This window comes from Siccirubricoccus phaeus, assembly GCF_008360935.1.
GTDB lineage: Bacteria > Pseudomonadota > Alphaproteobacteria > Acetobacterales > Acetobacteraceae > Siccirubricoccus > Siccirubricoccus phaeus.
Map to the genome: position 1 here is coordinate 255,033 of NZ_SRXO01000001.1, position 17,402 is coordinate 272,434.

A 17,402-nucleotide genomic window follows, 5' to 3' on the forward strand; every position below is an offset into this window, starting at 1 on the left:
GCGGCCCTATGGGAGAGTTCTCACTCAGCGGCCGCTTGCGGCTGCTTGCGGAAGTGATCGTAATTCTGGCCGCGGAACCACGCCATGTACTCGCCCACGGTCTGCGCCGGGAAGCGCGGCGGGTTGTCCGCGCTGGTGCAGGTGGGCAGGCACTCCACCAGGGTCTCCTCCTTCGGATGGAAGAAGAAGGGAATCGCGTAGCGCGCCGTCTTCATGGTGTTGAAGGCGCGGTGCGGGGTGGAGATGAAGCGGCCATTGGTCCAGCGGTTCAGGATGTCGCCGGTGTTGACCACGAAGGCTTCCGGGATCACCGGCGCGTCGATCCACTCGCCCGCCTGGGTGCGGATCTGCAGCCCCGGCACCGGGTTCTGCGCCAGCAGGGTGATGAAGGTGGAATCGGTGTGCGGCGCGATGCCGTATTCGTCCGAGCCGTATTCCACCGGCGGGTAATGCGTCAGCCGCAGGGTGGAGAAGCTGTCCTCGCAGGGCTTGTCGAAATAGTCGGGCGGCAGGTCCAGCGCCACGGCGTAGAGCGGCAGCATGCGGTGGGCGAGGTCGTCCAGCGCGGCGAAGTAGCGCAGCGTCGCCTCGGCGAAGCCCGGCACGCCCTCCGGCCAGCGGTTCACCGGCGTCGGCCCGCGCTCCGGCTTCACGAAGAAGGCCTCGTTCTCGTTCGGCTTGCGCACGGCGACCAGGCCATTGGCGCGGGTGGTGCTGGATTTGTAGGGCAGGTAGCCCTGCATCCCGTCATCCAGCTTCACCTTCATCTTCTCTTCCATGGGCTGGGCGTGGAAGCGGGCGGCGAGGGCGAAGGTCTCCTCCACCATCTTCCAGTCCACGCCATGGTTGGTGATGTAGAGGAAGCCCACCGTCTCGTTGATGCGGCGCAGCTCGGCGGCGGTGCGCTCCAGCGCGCCGGGCTCGCCGGCCAGGAAGGGGCCGAGGTCGAGGAGGGGAAGGGCGGTGGGCTGGTCCATCGGGCGGGTCCCTGGCTGGGGCGTGCTCGCCGGGGGTGACCCCCGTTCAGCGCACGCGAGGAGATGATGGGCCGGGGCATGCGGCCGGCGCAGGCCCTGGCGGCGCGGCGCAGGATCGGCCGGGTCCGCCCTGGGGTCAAACGGGTTTTTGCGATCGGCATCCCGGAAAGACCCGCGGCGCTGGACCGCGCTGCCGGAGCCGCTTATTGCCGAAGGGGCGAGGAGGCTGCCCGGCATGTCCATGCAACCGCGCGAGCGCGTTCCCTATTCCGGCGGGTGAGGGCTGGGGCGGGGGTGGCGCGCCGGGCGTTTCGGGGTTGGGAGACACCCCCACCCCGACCCTCCCCCGCAAGGCGGGGGAGGGAGCGGCCTGTCAGGCCAGGATATCCGCCGGGGCGTCGCGGCGGAGGGCGAGGCCCAATTCGCGGCCCAGCGCCTCGCCATCCGTGGCCAGGCCCTCCGCCGAGCGCTGCAGCAGGAAGCTGCCATCCGGCCGGGCGATCAGCGCTGTCAGGGCCAGCCGTCCGCCCGGAAGCAGCGCCGCATGGGCGCCGATCGGGGTGCGACAGGACCCGTCCAGGGCCCCCAGCACGGCGCGTTCCGCCGTGGCGGTCAGGCGGGATGCGGCGTCCTCGATCGCCGCCAGCACCGCCGCCAGCGCCGTATCCCCGGCCCGGATGGTGATGCCGATGATACCCTGGCCGGCGGCAGGCAGCATCACCTCGGGCGGCAGCACGGCGGCCGCCTCGGCCTCCATCCCCATGCGCTTCAGCCCGGCGATTGCCAGGAAGGAGGCGGCGAAATCCCCCGCCCGCACCCGGCCCAGCCGGGTCTGCACATTGCCGCGGATCACCTCGCAGCGCAGATCCGGCCGCCGGTGCAGCAATTGCGCCTGGCGGCGGACGGAAGCGGTGCCGATGACCGCACCCGGCGGCAGGCAGGCGAGCGGGTCTTCCGGCGCCGGCACGCCGCAGGCGGCGTTCACCACCAGCGCGTCGCGGCAATCCTCGCGCGGCAGCAGGCAGGCCAGGGCGAGGCCGGGGGGCAGCTCCGTCTCGAGATCCTTCAGGCTGTGCACGGCGCAGTCGATCCGGCCGTCCAGCAGTGCCTCGTGGATTTCCTTGGCAAAGAGGCCCTTGCCGCCGATTTCCGCCAGGCGCCGGTCCTGCACCTTGTCCCCGGCAGTGGCGATGACGGTCTCCTCCGCCGCGATCCCCGGCGCCTGGGCCCGGAGGCGGGCGAGGAAATCCCGCGCCTGCCACAGCGCCAGGGGCGAGCCGCGAGTGCCGGCGCGGAGCGGCCGGGGCGGCCCGGCGCCGGGCGAGGGGGGAGCGGGGTCGGCCTGGCTCATCGGCCGGAGGCCGCCGGTGGGGGAGGGGGAGTCTGCTGCATGTCGCTGTCCGGGCCTGGGCATTCGCCGAATCGACGCATAGCAGAAATATGCGGCGGGCGCCGAGGCAGGCCGCAGGCGCCGGTGCGCCAGGGGCGGATGGCGAGGCGGTTCCGCCGCGGTTCTGCTGCGAGGTGCGCCGGGAGGGTACGCCGCGGGACGTGCCCCAGGGGGTGGCCAGGTATCGGCCTGGCCCCGCCGCAAGGTGCGGGGAGCCGCAATCAATTGGGCAGGCCGCGGCACGGCCCGCCGCCCCGCCAAAGGGTCCGGCGGCGCCTGAAGCCGCCGCCTCCCGGACCTACGCCACGCAGCTCCGGTACAGGTGCCAGGTGGCGTGGCCGAGCACCGGCATGACGATCGCCAGGCCGATGAAGGCCGGCAGGGTGCCGAGCAGCAGCAGCACCGCCACTGTCACGCCCCAGACCGCCATCGGGCCGGGGTTGGCGGCGCAGACGCGCAGCGAGGTGGACATCGCCTCGGCCATGGGGACGTTGCGGTCCAGCAGCATCGGCACCGACACCACGGTCAGCGCCAGGACGACAAGCGCGAACAGCGCGCCGACGCCATTGCCGAGCAGGATCAGCCGATGCCCTTCCGGCGTGGTGAAGGCGATGCGCAGCAGATCGCCCAGCCCCGCCGGCGCGGCGCCGATGGTCGAGGCATAGACCGCCCGGGCGGCGAAGAGCCAGGCGACGAAGACGATGGCAAGCAGCAGGCCGAGCCCGGCGATCGAGGGCAGGGCAGGGGAGCGCAGCACGTCGAAGGCGTTCAGCCAGCTTGCCGGCAGCCCCCGCTCCCGGCGGCGGCTGATCTCGTAAAGCCCGACCGCCGCGACCGGCCCGACCAGGGACAGCCCGGCGACCAGCGGCCAGAGCAGCGGCAGCAGCGCCCCGCCCGACATCGCCCGCGCCGCCACCAGGCCGACCAGCGGGTAGAGGATGCAGAGGAAGACGAGCTGGGTGGGGGTCGCCAGGAAATCCTCGATGCCGGCGGCGAGGGCGTCCCGCAATTCGCTCAGGCCGATCCGGCGGATCATGGGCGGTGCCGCCTCCTCGGCAGCGTCAAGGCGCAGGGCGTGGGCCATGGTCGCTTCTCCTCCGTGGCGGCCCTGATGCGGCCGGGCCGCTGGACCTTTCATCTGGGGATGGAGAGAGCCCGGAGCACGCTCACCTTGGCGCGAGGTCCGATGGGTCGGCACGCCCGAGGTTGGGGGACTGTGCCCCCCGGCGGCAACGGGGCCAAGCCAAGATTCCGTGGGCAGTCCCGCAGGCCGGGCGCCGCCCTCGTCCGGTCGGAGCCGGCCGATCGAGCCCGCGGGCCGAAACTCACGCGGGGGGCCGGGGGCCGGTCCGGTCGCCGGCGGCGGGGCACCCCCCGCCGGGGACCGGGGAACCCCGATCTACCGCCGCCGCCAGCGCTGCGTCGCCCGGTCCACCACCCCTGCCGTGGCAAGCTGCAGCAGCTTCGCCACCACCGTCACGCCGAGGATCGCCACCGCCATGGCGGCCGCCGCGCTGGCCTGCCCCGCCTCATCCATATGCACCACGGCGACGGAGGCCGGCCTGGTGTCCGGGCCGTAGAGGAAGATCACCGCGCTCACCGTCGTCATGGCGTTGACGAAGATATAGACGGCGAGGTCGAGGATGGCGGGCAGGCAGATCGGCACCGTCACGCGCCGGAAGGTCACCAGCGCCGGCACGCGCAGCGAGGCGCCGGCCGCCTCGATCTCCGGGTCGAGCTGGCGGATGGCGGTGACGGCGGCGAGGTGCGGCACGGTATAGAAATGCACCAGGCTGTTCAGCACCAGGATCGCCAGGGTGCCGTAGAGGAAACCCAGCGGATTGGCGGGGTGGTTGAAGAACAGGATATAGGCGAGGCCGAGCACCAGCCCCGGCACGGCCAGGGGCAGCGTGGCGAGGAGGCGTACCAGCGGGGCGATCCGCGCCTCCCGCGCGCCGCGTTCCAGCAGCCAGGCGGTGCCGAACACCATCGCCGTGCCGAACAGCGCCGCCAGCGCCGCCATGCGGATGGAATTGCCCAGCGCGGCCCAGCCCGTCGCGTCGAAGCGGGCGAAGGCGTAGTTGTCGAGGGTCAGCGAGAGGTCGTAGGGCCAGAAGCGGACCAGCGAGCTCCAGGCGGCGGTGCCGACCACGCCGAGCAGCGCGCCGGCGACCAGCAGGCAGAGCAGGAAGAGCGGCCAGTCCCGTGCCCGGCGAGGCCTCGGCCGGTAGGGCAGGGCACGGCCGGAGAGCATTCCGGCGCGCCGCCCGTCCAGCTCCCCCCGGGCCCGGCGGTCCAGCAGGAAGGCGCCGACCGCCGGCAGCAGCAGCACCAGCCCCACCACCGCGCCCATGTTGAAATTCTGCAGCCCGACGACCTGCTTGTAGACATCCGTCGCCAGCACCGGGAAGGACCCGCCGATCACTTTGGGAATGCCGAAATCCGTCAGCACCAGGGTGAAGGTGACGACGGCGGCGGAGACCAGCCCGTAGCGCGCCGCGGGCAGGGTGACGGTGGCGAAGATGCGGGCGTGGCCGGCCCGCAGCACCGTCGCGGCCTCGTACAGCCTTGCATCGGCGGTGCCGAGGGCGACGGCAAGGATCAGCGCCGCATGCGGGAAGCAGTAGAAGCTCTGCGCCGCGACGATGCCGGCCGGGCCGTAGATGCTGCCGCCGCCCAGCATGCCGCGCAGCAGGCCCTGATTGCCGAACAGGGTGATCAGCGCCAGGGCCGGCAGCAGGGAGGGGGCCAGCACCGGCAGCAGCATCACGGCGCGGAAGAAGGGCCTGGCCGGGATGCAGGCGCGGGTCAGCGCATAGGCGTAGAAGAAGGCCAGCGGCAGCATCAGCAGGGTGGTGAGGCCCGCCGTCCAGATACTGTTCCAGGCGGCGGCGAGCAGCGACGGCGTCGCCGCATAGGCGGCGAAGTTGGCGAGGCCGGCGAAGCCGCCCGCCGGCGTCTCGAAGGCGCGGAGCAGCAGGAGCAGCAGCGGCAGCGCCAGCAGCAGGGTGAGCAGCAGCAGCGAAAGACCGAGCAGCCCGCGCAGCAGCAGCGCATCGCCCGGTCCGCGCCGCCGTGGCACGGCGCCGAGCGCCGACTCACTCATCGGCGGGGAAGACCATCAGCCGCTCCGCCGGGAGGGCGCAGGGCAGGGCGGCGCCGGGCAGGGCGCCGAGCGCGGCCACGGCATCCGGCGGTGCATCCGCTTCCAGCCGCAGATGCCCGGCCTCGAGGGACAGGCGGCAGATGGGGCCGAGGAATTCCAGATGCGTCACCTCGGCCGGGAAATGCCCGGGCAGCGCTGCGGCGGCCGGGCCCAGCCGCACATCCTCCGGCCGGATGAAGACCGCGAGCCGGGTGCCATACAGCAGCTTCCGCGCCGCGGCGCAGGGCAGGCGGCGGCCATCGGCCAGGATCTCGCCCGGCACCGCCTCCACCAGCGCCGCGAAATGCGCGGAGCGGCCGACGAAGCCGGCGACGAAGGCGGAGGCGGGGCTCCGATAGATCTCCTCCGGCGTGCCGATCTGCTCGATCCGACCACGCGACATGACCACGACGCGGTCGGAGACGCTCATTGCCTCCTCCTGGTCATGAGTCACCATGATGGTGGTGACGCCGAGGCGGCGCTGCAGGTCGCGGATCTCCCCCCGCAGATGCTGGCGGACGATGGCGTCCAGCGCCGAGAGCGGCTCGTCCAGCAGCAGCAGGCCGGGCTCGTTCGCCAGGGCACGAGCCAGGGCGACGCGCTGCTGCTGGCCGCCGGAAAGCTGCGCCGGGTATTTCGCGGCGTGGTCCGTCAGGCCGACCAGCGCCAGCAGCTCCGCCACCCGCTCTACCCGGCGCGGCTTCGGCCAGGCGGGGCCGCGCAACCCGTAGCCGATGTTCTCGGTGACATTCAGATTGGGAAACAGCGCGTAGGATTGGAAGACGATGCCGAAATCCCGCGCCGCCGGCGGCAGATGGGTGATGTCCTGCCCCGCCTGGGTGATGCGGCCGCCGGTCGCGGGATCCAGCCCCGCGATCGCCCGCAGCAGCGTGGTCTTGCCGCAGCCGGAGGGGCCGAGGAAGGAGACGAATTCCCCCGCCGCGACCGCCAGGCTCACCCGTTCCAGCGCCCGGAAGGTGCCGAAGCTCTTCGAGACCTGGTCCACCACCAGATAGGGCGCCGTGTCCGGCTGCCGCTGGCCGGCGCTGGGGCGGGCGAGGGCGGTGCTCATCGCGGCGTCAATTCCGCGGCGCCGATTTGCCGTCGAAGCGGGTTGCCCAGTCGCGCAGGATGGCGTCGCGGCGCGCGGCCACGGCGCGGAAATCCTGCTTCACCAGGCGCTGCTCGAATTCCGGCGGGTAGCCGCGGATGGCGGGCTGCACACCGGGCATCGCGAGCACCGCGTACCAGCGGCCATAGAGTTCGTTGGCGGCGCGGGTCACGGCCCAGTCGGCCAGCTTCTTCGCCGCTTCCAGGTTGCGGGCACCGCGGTGGATGGCGGTGCCTTCCAGGTCGAAGCCGACGCCGTCCGTGGGGACGATGATCTCGATGGGCGCGCCCTGGTTCTTCAGGGTGACGGCGCGCATGTCGAGCGAGATGCCCAAGCCGTACTCGCCGCGCGCCGCGTTGCTGCAGGGGGCGCTGCCGGAATGGGTGTAGAGCTGCATGTTCGCATGCAGCTTCGCCATGTAGTCCCAGGCCGGGCCTTCGCCCATGGCCGCGATCCAGCCGGCGATGGTGAGGAAGCCGGTGCCGGAGGAAGCGGGGTTCGGCATCACCACCTGGCCGCGGAAGGCGGGGTTCAGCAGATCCGCCCAGGTGGCGGGCCGCGGCAGGCCACGCTGCTGGGCGATGATCGTGTTGTAGCAGATGGCGGCGACGAAGGCGTCCATGCCCGCCCAGGTCATGGGCGAGCGGTCGCTGCGGAAATTCGGCCGCAGCGCTTCGGCGCCCCGCGGGGTGTAGGGCTCCAGCATCTCCAGCCCTTCCATCTGCAGCAGGGAGAAGACGGAGACGCCCCAGACGATATCGGCGCGGGGGTTCTGCCGCTCGGCGATCAGCCGGGCGGTGATGATGCCGGTGGAATCGCGGACCCAGGCGATCTCGATGTCGCGGATCGCGGCCTCCGCCGCCTGCTTCAGGGGCTGGAGCTGCTCGTTCTCCAGCGCGGTGTAGACGGTGAGGCGGGTGCGGGGCTGGGCCTCCGCCGCGGGGGCCGCCGCGAGGACGGCAAGGGCACAAAGCGAGGCGAACGCGGCGGCAAGCGCGCGGCGGACCATGGGCGTCTCCTGCGTCCCTGGCGCGTGTGGTAGCCGGCTTCCCTCGGGCTTTATGTTACCATTTCGTGACAGGGCGGAACAAGCATGGCCTGTCTCCCTCCCCCGCTCGGCGGGGAAGGGCCGGGGTAGGGGCGTGGCCGGGCCAGTGTCCTGCCCGCTCCGCTCGCTGGACTTCCAGCGGAACGAAGCGGGCAGGCAGGCCGTTCCGAAGTCCTGCCGACTTCGGAATCAGGATACCGGCTGCGGTCGACGGGAGTGTGCACCCGCATTCTCCAACGCCCTTTGGGCGCGGGCCCTCTTCTCCCCCGCGACGCGGGGAGGGGTCAGCCGGGCTGCTGCCCCGCTGCCAGCCTTGCCTCGATCTCCGCCACCGCCTGCGGCAGTTCCGCAATGCTGTCGATGACGAGATGGGCGCCGGCTTCCTTCAGCTCCGCCGTGGCGCGGGCGCGGGCGGCGGCGCGCTCGGCCTCCGGCACCCGTGCCAGCTCCTCGGCGGACCAGCCGGCGATGTTGCCGGTCAGCGCCACGCCCACCGCCCAGCAGCCGGCGGCGCGGGCCTCGCCGATCCCCGGCGGCGTGTCGTCCAGCTTCGCCACCGCGGCGGCAGGCCAGATGCCCATCATCGCCATGGCGTACCACATCTGCAGCGGGGCGGGGCGGCCGGCGGCGAGATCGCCGGCGCAGACCATCACCTCCGGCGCGAACCCTTGCGCGGCGGCGAGCGGCGCCAGCGCCGCCATGATCGGCCTGGTATAGCCGGTGGTGCTGCCGAGGCGGAGGCCGCGCCCCCTCGCCCAGCCCAGCGCCGGCTTCGCGCCCGGGATCAGCGCCGCGTGGTCGCGGATGGCGGCGATGTTCATCGGCTCGAACACCTGGAAGATCGCCTGGACGTCCTGCTCCTCGAAGTCGCGGCCATGCCTGGCGCGCCAGGCGGCGTTGGCGGCGCGGCCGACCAGGCGGATATGGTCGGCCTTGGCCATGCCCATGGGGCCACGGGCATCGGCGATGGAGATGGCGATGCCGAATTCGGCGAAGGCGCGGACGAAGGCGCCCATGGGGGCGCGGCTGCCATGGTCCACCACCGTGCCGGCCCAATCCAGGATCACCGCCTTCAGGGGGCCGGCATAGGGCGTGCGCCGGTCCTCCTGGCGCGGCGGGCTCAGCTCTCCGCGCCCTTCGGCGCTCCGATCATCCGACGCGCTCATCTCGTGCTCTCCCAGGCGGCGAAGACATCCTCGGCGAGGCCGAAACCGGTGGAGGCGCCGGTGCCGCTGGTGACGGAGACCAGCATCACCCCGGGCAGGGGGCTTTCGAAGAAGGCGGTATCGGGGCCGGAGGGGTAAAGGCCGATCCAGCGCTCCGTGACCTCCGGCCGGGGCAGGTCCAGCACGGCGGAGAATTCGCGGAGGATGAGGTCGTCCACCGCGGCGGGCTGGAAGGGGTCTGGGCTGCCGCCGTAATGGTGGCTGTCCCCCACCACCAGGGAGCCATCCTCGCCCTGCACCACGATGAGGTGGATGCCATGGCCGAGCTCCGCCGCCTGTTCGGCGCGCAGCCGGGCGGCGAGGCGGGGAAGGGAGGGGCAATCCCGGTAGCCCAGATAGCGGACCAGGCCGAGATCGCTCATCACCGCGCCGGGCAGGCACCAGCCGGGGGCGGCGAGGCGTAGCATGTGCAGCTTGCAGAGGGTGACCTGGCGGCGGGCAAACACCGCCGGGAACAGGGTCCTGAGATCGGGGCCGGGGCAGACGAGGATGCGCCCGGCGGCGATCGGGCCGGCGGTGGTGTGCAGGCGGCCGGTCTCCACGCCGGTGACGGCGGTGAGGCGGCGGAATTCCACCCCCTGCGCCTCCAGCCAGGCCGCCAGGCGGGGGATGGCGTCGCGGCTTTCGACGCGCAGCTCATGCGGGCTCCAGAGCGCGCCCCGGAGGTCCGGGCGCAGGGCGCCGAGGGCGGCGGCCTCCGCCGCGCTCAGCATCCGGCAGCCCTCGCCCATGGGGGAGGCGGCGAATTCCTCCAGCACCGCCAGCGCCTCCGGCCGGCGGGCGGCGAAGGCGAGGCCGTGATGGTGGATGGCGATGCCGGCCCGGGGGGCGATCTCGGCCCAGACATCCCGGGACCGGCGGGCGCGGCGCCAGCAATCCCCCGCCTCCTGCCCCGTCACGGTGACGAAGCCGAAATTGCGGATGGAGGCGCCGATGGCCTGGGCTTCCCGTTCCACCACCAGGGTGCGCAGCCCGGCGCGATGGGCGGCCAGGGCGTGGGCCAGGCCAATGATGCCGGCGCCGATGATGGCGATGTCGTAGCTGCTCCCCAAGCCGGCCTCCCTGCCGGGGCCAGCTTAGAGCAGATCGTGGCCCGGCATGCACGCCTCCGCGCGGGCGGGGCGGGCGTGTCATCGAAGCGTCTTGCCGCAGCCCGCCGGCAAGGTATTCAGACGGGGAGGCTGACAGGACAGGGGCTGGGCGATGGGCAGCGAGCGCAAGATGGCGATGGCCGTGCTGGTGAACCCCACCGGCTATCACAGCGCCTCCTGGCTGCACCCCTCCACCGATGCGGACAGCTCCACCAGCATCGAGTGGTACCGTTCCGTGGCGCAGATGGCGGAGCGGGGCTGCTTCGACCTGTTCTTCATCGCCGACACGCCGGCGGCGCGTACCACCAACCTGGAAGCCTATAGCCGCTTCCCGATGTTCATGAACGTGTTCGAGCCGGTGACGCTGCTCTCGGCGCTGGCCGGCGCCACGCGGCATATCGGGTTGGGCGGCACGGTCAGCACCAGCTTCGCCGAGCCCTACAATGTGGCGCGGATGTTCGCCTCGCTGGATCATATCAGCCACGGGCGGGCGGCGTGGAACGTCGTCACCTCCGCCAATGATTTCGCCGCGCGGAATTTCGGGTTGGACAAGCTGCCGCCGCATGGCGAGCGCTACGACCGGGCCCACGAATTCGTACAGGTGGTGAAGCAGCTCTGGGACAGCTGGGAGGACGGCGCCTTCATCCGCGACCGGGAAGCCGGGCTGACCTTCGACCCGACGAAGCAGCACCCGGTGGAGCATGTCGGCAAATACTTCGCCGTGCGCGGCGCGCTGAACATTGAAAGGCCGCCGCAGGGCCATCCGGTGATCATCCAGGCCGGCGCCTCGGACACCGGCAAGGATTTCGCCGCGGAGACGGCGGAGGTGGTGTTCTCCTCCCACTCCTCCCTGGCAAGCTCCCGCGCTTTCACGGTGGAGCTGAAGGAGCGCATGGCGAAATTCGGCCGCCCGCCCGAGGCGCTGAAGGTGTGTGCCGGCAAGCCGGTGCTGATGGCCGGGAGCAAGCAGGAGGCGGAGGACATGTACCGCACCCTGCAGGAGATGATTCACCCGGTGGTCGGCCGCATGCGCCTCGGCATGGACCTGGAGACCGACCTCTCCGACCTGCCGCTGGACGAGCCGGTGCCGGAGGATCGGATCCCGCGGAACTCCAATTTCCACAAGGCCTATTTCGACCACATCATCGAGCTGATCCGGATGGAGAAGCTGACGCTGCGGCAGCTCTACCAACGCTATGAGCGCGGCAACAAGACCTTCTGCGGCACGCCGCTGCAGGTGGCGGACGAACTGGAGGAATGGTTCGCCGCCGGCGCCTGCGACGGCTTCATGATGCTGTTCAGCCTGCTGCCCACCGGCCTCGCCACCTTCGTCGAGAAGGTGGTGCCGGAGCTGCAAAGGCGCGGGCTGATGAAGCATGAATATGCCGGGCGCACGCTGCGGGAGAATCTCGGGCTGCAGCGGCCGGCGTTCCGTCTCTAGAGCGGTTTCAAACCCGGCGGAATCGCCGGACGACTCCGAAAATGCGACCAAACAAAGGGCTGGGGCGGGTTCGCCGAGCGCAGGCGAGGTGAAACCGCTCCAGTGTCCTGCCCGCGAAGTTCGCTGGATATCCAGCGAACTTCGCGGACAAGCAGGCCACCAGCGCGGGCCTCGACGGGCCGGCGCGTCTCCCTTATCGCTTTACCATACCGATGCGGGAGGGAGCGCCATGCGCCTCAAGGACAAGGTCGCGATCGTCACGGGCGCCGCCCATGGCATGGGGGAGGCGGAGGCCCGCCTCTTCGCCCGGGAAGGCGCCATCGTCATCCTGGCGGATGTGCAGGAGGAGATGGGCGAGGCCGTCGCCGCCGACATCGCCGCCGGCCAGGGCCGCGCCAGCTTCCGCCGCCTGGACGTGACGGCGGAGACGGAATGGCGCGCGCTGCTCGACTGGGTGCTGGCCACCCATGGCCGGCTGGACATAGTGGTGAACAATGCCGGCATCAGCGGCAGCAGCGTCGGCCCCGGCATGACGCTGGAGGGCTGGAACAAGCTGATGGCGGTGAACGCCACGGGCGTCTTCCTCGGCACCAGCCTGGGCGCGGAGGCGATGGCGGCGGCCGGGCGCGGCAGTATCGTCAACGTTTCCTCCATCATGGGGCTGGTCGGCAGCGGGGAGGGGCATCTCGGCTATTCCGCCTCCAAGGGCGCGGTGCGGCTGCTGACCAAATCCGCCGCGGTGCGTTGGGGGCCGCACGGGGTGCGGGTGAACTCCATCCACCCCGGCTACCTGCCGCCCATGCTGGGCGGCACCAATGCGGGAACGCGGGATGCGAAGATTCCGCTCACCCCGCTGCGGCGCATCGGCACGCCGATCGAGGTGGCGCATGGCGCGCTGTTCCTCGCCTCGGACGAGGCCTCCTTCATCACCGGGGCGGAACTTGCCATCGATGGCGGCTTCACCGCGCAATAAGCGACCGATGCGGCAGGCGGTCGCGCCCCGCCGCGCCGGCTGCCGCCTGCCATGCGCGGCCAGCAACCCCGCCTGCGATACCGGCGCCCCAGCGGGCCGCCGGTATCAGGCCGCCAGCATCCGCGCGCCGTTCCGCTCCGCCAGGATCGGCCGCACCCATCTGGCGAAGCGCGTCGCCTCCTCATCGTGCAGATAGCCGGAGAGGCAGAAGGAGTGGCAGCCGATATCGATGAAGCGCTGCAGCACCGCGGCGCATTGCGCCGGGTTGCCCACCACGGCGATGCCGGCGCCCTGGCGCGCCCGCGTCAGCCCGGTCCAGAGATTCGGCGCAATCCAGTCGCCATGCTCCCGCGCCAGCGCCTGCACGCGCTGGTTCGCCACGGAATTCGCCACATTCGCCCGCAGCGCCGCGGTGCGCTCCGCCGGCACGTCGCGCACCAGCTCCTGCGCCGCCGCCAAAGCTTCCGCCTCCGTCTCCCGGCAGAGGATCTGCAGCCGCATGCCGAAGCCGAGCTGGTCGGCGCGGCCATGCTTCGCCGCCATGGCGCGGATCTCCGCCATCTGCAGGGCGATCCCCTCCGGCGTATCGCCCCAGAAGAGATGCACATCGGCATGCTCTGCCGAGATCTCCCAGGCCTCGCGCGAGCCGCCGCCGAGATAGAAGCGCGGATGCGGCTGCTGGAAGGGCGGCGGGATGATGCGGGCGCTGCGCAGGGTGTGGAAGCGGCCCGCATGGTCGATCGGGCCGTCGGCGGTCCAGAGCCGCTTCATGATCCCGACCTCCTCCGCCATCAGGGCGTAGCGGTCCTCCTTCGCGTAGCGGATGCCGTCGGCCGCCGCCTCCTGCTCGCTCTGCCCCGCGATGAGGTTCACGCAGACCCGGCCGCCGGTGAGCTGGTCGAAGGTGGTCACCATCTTCGCCAGCATCACCGGGTTGATGTAGCCGGGCCGCGCCGCGACCAGCATGCGGATGCGGGAGGAGCGGCCGGCCATGAAGGCGGTGGTCACCCAGGCTTCCCAGCAGGGCAGGGCGACGGGGACCAGCATGTATTCGAAGCCCGCCGCCTCGGCCGCCTGCACCACCCGGTCGAACATCGCGGTGCCGGCGGGGATGGCGTCATGCCCCGCGGCATAGGAGGTGGTGTCGCCATTGCTCGGCAGGTACCAGCCGAATTCTAAAGGGCGCATCGCCGTCTCCATCCTGAATCGCCGCCATTCTGCGCCCGGGCGGCGGAGGCTGCCAATGCTTGCGCCGCGGGGGCGACGGCCGCCATGGCGACACCGATTTTGCAACGAGGATGCGACGACGCCAGACCAGGCGACGGGGCGGGGAGCGGCCCGGGTTGCGGCCTGTGCGCCGGTCCCCGGCATGATGTTCGCGGCGGCGAGGAGCGGCCGGGGCGGCGCCCGCCCGGCCCTGTCGGGACGCTTCCTCAGGCCAGCCAGTCCGGCGTCGGCAGGCGCAGATAGGCCTCCCGCAGCGCCGCCGACCAATTCTCCTGCACGTAGCGGAAATACCGGTCCTCCTCGGTGATGCGGCGCCGCAGCCCGACCGCCAGCGCATCCGTGCGATAGACCAGCAGGTCGATCGGCATGCCGACGGTGAGGTTGGAACGCAGCGTGCTGTCCATGCTGACCAGCACCAGCTTCACCCCATCCGGGATCGGCGTGTCGTAGCTCAGCACGCGGTCCAGGATGGGCTTGCCGTATTTGTGCTCGCCGATCTGCAGGAAGGGCGTGTCCACCGTCGCCTCGATGAAATTGCCGGCGGCGTAAACCAGGAACAGCCGCGGCGGCCCGCCGGCGATCTGGCCGCCGAGCAGCAGGGAGCAGTCGAAGCCGATGCCCTGGGCGGAGAGGGTAGGGCCGTCGTCGCGGTACACGTCGCGCACCGCCTGGCCCACCAGTTGCGCGGCATGGAACATGTTCGGCACGCTGCGCAGGGTGTGGCGCTCGCCATTCAGCCAGACGCCTTCCTGCAGCCGGTTCCAGACGGCCTGGGTGATGGCCAGGTTGCCGGCGGTGGCCAGCGCCAGCACGCGGTCGCCCGGCACTTCCTCCACCTGCATCTTGGAGAAGATGGAGATGTTGTCCACGCCGGCATTGGTGCGGGTGTCGGCAAGCAGGACGATGCCCTGGCGGAGATAGAGCCCGACGCAATAGGTCATGTGGCCTGCTTCCTCGGCTGTTGAGGAAGGGCTCTGCCCTTCCTCAAACTCCATGCCGCCACGGGCCGAAGGGCCCTTGGAACCCTCGAGTCCTGGACCCGTCGGTCGAGACGCTAAACTCAAGGTTTCCAGGGTCACGCCGCAAGGCGCGCCTTACGGCGCGACGCCCCCCCACCTACCCCCGGATATAGAACTCCTCGATCTCCCCGCCCAGCTCCGCCGCCCGCGCGATCATGCCGGTGAGGAATTCGTGCAGCCCCTGCGCGAAGATCGCCTCGATCCTGCCGTAGCGGAGCTGCGCATGCATCCCCCCTGCCAGCCTATGGCATTCCCCCCGCCGCCCGCCCTGGCCCACCGCGATCGCCTCCAGCGTGTCGGACACCTCGGCGAGGCAGGAGAGGAGGCTGCGCGGCAGTTCCGGCCGCAGGATCAGCAACTCCGCAATGCGCTGCGGCTGCAGCCGGTCCCGATAGATCCACTGATAGGAGCGCAGCGCGGAGACGGCGCGCAGCACCGCCTGCCACTGCACGTAATCCACCGCCCCCTCGGCTTCCGGCGTCAGCAGCTTGTGCCGCACATCCAGCAGCCGGGCGGAATTGTCGGCGCGCTCCAGCATGGTGCCCAGGCGGACGAAGTGCCAGGCCTCGTCGCGCAGCATGGTCTCATGCGCCGCGCCGTTGAACAGCGTCACCCTCTCCCGCACCCAGCCCAGCAGGTCGGGCAGGTTGTCGCCCTCCGCCGCCTCCGGCTGCAGCTTGCGCAGATGGTTCCAGCCATCGTTCAGCGCTTCCCACATATCCACGGTCAGCGCGGTGCGGACGGCCCGGGCATTGCGCCGCGCCGCCTCGAAGCAGGGGATGATGCCGGAGGGGTTGTCGGGGTCGAAGACCAGCCAGTGGATCACCGCCTCGGCGGTCGGCGCCTCGTATTTGCGGCGGAACCCCGCCTCCCCGCCGGAGGCGGTGAGCAGCGCCCGCCATTCCTCCACCTCGTCGCCCAGCCGGGCGGAGACGGCCGCCATGCGGGAGGCGACGGCGAGGCCGCGGGCGACATTGCCGGCCCGTTCGGTATAGCGCGCCAGCCAGAACAAGCTGTCGGCGGTGCGGCTGAGCATCAGCCCTGCGCCTGGGCTTGCGCCTGGCCCAGCAGCGCCGCCGCCGGCCCCTCATCGTCCAGCACCCAGGTATCCTTGGTGCCGCCGCCCTGGGAGGAGTTCACCACCAGCGAGCCTTCCTTCAGCGCCACCCGGGTCAGGCCGCCCGGGACGATGCGGATCTCCTTCCCCGAAAGGATGAAGGGCCGCAGATCGACATGTCGCGGCGCGATGCCCTGCTCCACCACGGTGGGGCAGGTGGAGAGCGCCAGGGTGGGCTGGGCGATGTAATCCCCCGGCCTGGCCAGGATGCGGGCGTGGAATTCCGCCCGCTGGTCGCGCGTGGCATGCGGGCCGATCAGCATGCCGTAGCCGCCGGAGCCCTTGGCCAGCTTCACCACCAGCTTGTCGAGATTGTCGAGGACGTATTTGCGGTCCTCCTCCCGCTCGCAGAGGAAGGTGGGGACATTGGCCAGCAGCGGCTCCTCGCCCAGGTAGAAGCGGACCATCTCCGGCACATAGGGGTAGATCGCCTTGTCGTCGGCGATGCCGGCGCCCGGGGCATTGGCCAGGGCGACATTGCCGGCGCGGTAGGCCGCCATCAGCCCCGGCACGCCCACCAGGCTGTCCGGCCGGAACACCTCCGGGTCGAGGAACTCGTCATCGATCCGGCGGTAGATCACATCCACCCGCTTCGGCCCGGCGGTGGTGCGCATGAACACCACCTTGTCCTGCACGAAGAGATCGGCGCCCTCCACCACCTCCACGCCCATCTCGTCGGCCAGGAAGCAATGCTCGTAATAGGCGCTGTTGTAAGGGCCGGGGGTGAGGATGACGACGGTGGGGCTGGCGCCGGCGCTGGCCGGGGCCACGGCCTTCAGCGTCTCCAGCAGCTCCTCCGGGTAGCGGCCCACCGGGCAGATCCGGTGCCGGGCGCAGAGGCGGGGGAAGAGGCGCAGCATCGCCTCCCGGTTCTCCAGCATGTAGGAGACGCCGGAGGGGGTGCGGCAATTATCCTCCAGCACGTAGAATTCCGCGGGCGCGGTGCGCACCATGTCGATGCCGGCGACATGGGTGTAGACACCGCCCGGCGGCACCATGCCGACCATCTCCTGCCGGTAGCCCTCATTCTCCAGCACCAGGGGCTTTGGGATCCTGCCGGCCCGCAGGATCTCCTGCCGGCCATAGACATCGGCGAGGAAGGCGTTCAGCGCCCGCACCCGCTGGCGCAGCCCGGCCGAAAGCTTTTCCCATTCGGAGCGGGCGATGATGCGGGGGATGATGTCGAAGGGGATGAGGCGCTCCGGGTCGCCGCCCTCGCCATAGACGGCGAAGGTGATGCCGATGCGGCGGAAGAGGAGCTCGGCCTCCTGCTTCTTGCGGTCCAGATGTTCGCGGGGGGTGGCGCGGAGCCAGCGTTCGATTTCGGCATAGGCGGCGCGGACACCATCCTCGCCGCGCATCTCGTCATAGGCGGAGGTCCTTGGCTGCGACACCGTTGCGCCGTCCCCGACAGAAGAGTGGTCCTGCCAGGCAGCGCAGCACGGAGGCAAGGCGCTTCGCAAGCGGTGACGGGATGATAAATCGGGCGAGCCGGGGCTGCTTGCCCAACAGGGCGCCAAAGCCGGGCGGGCCGGGCCAATTCGGCGGCAGCCCGGCGAGGTGCGTGGGCGGGAACTGCGTCGCGGGCCCGGCCGGGCTGTCGCCGCCGCGACGCGCCGGCCGGGCGCGCCGGGGCG

The 17,402-nt window shown here is 71.3% G+C and carries 14 protein-coding genes; 2 read left to right on the forward strand and 12 right to left on the reverse strand.

The window, feature by feature from the left end; genetic code table 11:
* Window positions 1-20 precede the first annotated feature (20 nt).
* The 8 genes from E5N76_RS01135 to E5N76_RS01170 all read right to left on the reverse strand — a co-directional run bounded on the left by E5N76_RS01135 (window position 21) and on the right by E5N76_RS01170 (window position 9,949).
* Entirely contained in the window at window positions 21-977 is a 957-nt protein-coding gene (locus tag E5N76_RS01135; protein WP_187829900.1) for an isopenicillin N synthase family dioxygenase, read from the reverse strand.
* Window positions 978-1,350: 373 nt separating this feature from the next.
* Window positions 1,351-2,328 (reverse strand): hydroxymethylbilane synthase, encoded by a 978-nt coding sequence (gene hemC, locus E5N76_RS01140; protein WP_235907528.1) that lies wholly within the window; start codon window positions 2,326-2,328, stop codon window positions 1,351-1,353.
* Between the two features lie 337 nt (window positions 2,329-2,665).
* Entirely contained in the window at window positions 2,666-3,451 is a 786-nt protein-coding gene (locus E5N76_RS01145) for a DUF2189 domain-containing protein (protein ID WP_149535460.1), read from the reverse strand.
* Window positions 3,452-3,766: 315 nt separating this feature from the next.
* On the reverse strand, window positions 3,767-5,473 hold the full coding sequence (locus E5N76_RS01150; RefSeq protein WP_149535461.1) for a putative 2-aminoethylphosphonate ABC transporter permease subunit: 1,707 nt from the start codon (window positions 5,471-5,473) through the stop codon (window positions 3,767-3,769).
* Window positions 5,466-6,584 carry an ABC transporter ATP-binding protein gene (locus E5N76_RS01155; RefSeq protein ID WP_149535462.1) on the reverse strand — a complete coding sequence of 373 codons (1,119 nt, stop codon included), beginning with the start codon at window positions 6,582-6,584 and terminating at the stop codon, window positions 5,466-5,468. The genes E5N76_RS01150 and E5N76_RS01155 overlap by 8 nt, the downstream gene beginning before the upstream one ends.
* A gap of 7 nt (window positions 6,585-6,591) precedes the next feature.
* Window positions 6,592-7,632 carry a putative 2-aminoethylphosphonate ABC transporter substrate-binding protein gene (locus tag E5N76_RS01160; RefSeq protein WP_149535463.1) on the reverse strand — a complete coding sequence of 347 codons (1,041 nt, stop codon included), beginning with the start codon at window positions 7,630-7,632 and terminating at the stop codon, window positions 6,592-6,594.
* A 323-nt stretch (window positions 7,633-7,955) separates the two neighbouring features.
* Entirely contained in the window at window positions 7,956-8,837 is an 882-nt protein-coding gene (phnX, locus tag E5N76_RS01165; RefSeq protein WP_149535464.1) for a phosphonoacetaldehyde hydrolase, read from the reverse strand.
* Window positions 8,834-9,949: a TIGR03364 family FAD-dependent oxidoreductase gene (locus E5N76_RS01170; protein WP_149535465.1), complete on the reverse strand. Its 1,116-nt coding sequence runs from the start codon at window positions 9,947-9,949 to the stop codon at window positions 8,834-8,836. The genes phnX and E5N76_RS01170 overlap by 4 nt, the downstream gene beginning before the upstream one ends.
* 151 nt (window positions 9,950-10,100) lie before the next feature.
* Between E5N76_RS01170 and E5N76_RS01175 the strand changes: the two genes are divergently transcribed.
* Together E5N76_RS01175 and E5N76_RS01180 are read left to right on the forward strand one after the other, a co-directional pair.
* Window positions 10,101-11,429, forward strand: a complete 1,329-nt coding sequence (locus E5N76_RS01175) for an LLM class flavin-dependent oxidoreductase (RefSeq protein ID WP_149535466.1) — start codon at window positions 10,101-10,103, stop codon at window positions 11,427-11,429.
* Between the two features lie 229 nt (window positions 11,430-11,658).
* Window positions 11,659-12,402 carry a glucose 1-dehydrogenase gene (locus tag E5N76_RS01180; protein WP_149535467.1) on the forward strand — a complete coding sequence of 248 codons (744 nt, stop codon included), beginning with the start codon at window positions 11,659-11,661 and terminating at the stop codon, window positions 12,400-12,402.
* A 105-nt stretch (window positions 12,403-12,507) separates the two neighbouring features.
* Here the strand turns inward: E5N76_RS01180 and E5N76_RS01185 are convergent, their stop codons facing one another.
* The 4 genes from E5N76_RS01185 to E5N76_RS01200 form a co-directional block, all read right to left on the reverse strand.
* Window positions 12,508-13,590 carry an LLM class flavin-dependent oxidoreductase gene (locus tag E5N76_RS01185; RefSeq protein ID WP_149535468.1) on the reverse strand — a complete coding sequence of 361 codons (1,083 nt, stop codon included), beginning with the start codon at window positions 13,588-13,590 and terminating at the stop codon, window positions 12,508-12,510.
* 245 nt (window positions 13,591-13,835) lie between these two features.
* Window positions 13,836-14,570 (reverse strand): proteasome-type protease, encoded by a 735-nt coding sequence (locus E5N76_RS01190; protein WP_149535469.1) that lies wholly within the window; start codon window positions 14,568-14,570, stop codon window positions 13,836-13,838.
* 175 nt (window positions 14,571-14,745) lie between these two features.
* The gene (locus tag E5N76_RS01195) at window positions 14,746-15,684 is read right to left on the reverse strand and encodes an alpha-E domain-containing protein (protein ID WP_149535470.1); all 939 of its coding nucleotides are present in this window, start codon (window positions 15,682-15,684) and stop codon (window positions 14,746-14,748) included.
* Window positions 15,684-17,159 (reverse strand): circularly permuted type 2 ATP-grasp protein, encoded by a 1,476-nt coding sequence (locus E5N76_RS01200; RefSeq protein ID WP_457852669.1) that lies wholly within the window; start codon window positions 17,157-17,159, stop codon window positions 15,684-15,686. Before E5N76_RS01200 ends, E5N76_RS01195 begins: the two co-directional genes overlap by 1 nt.
* Window positions 17,160-17,402 lie beyond the last annotated feature (243 nt).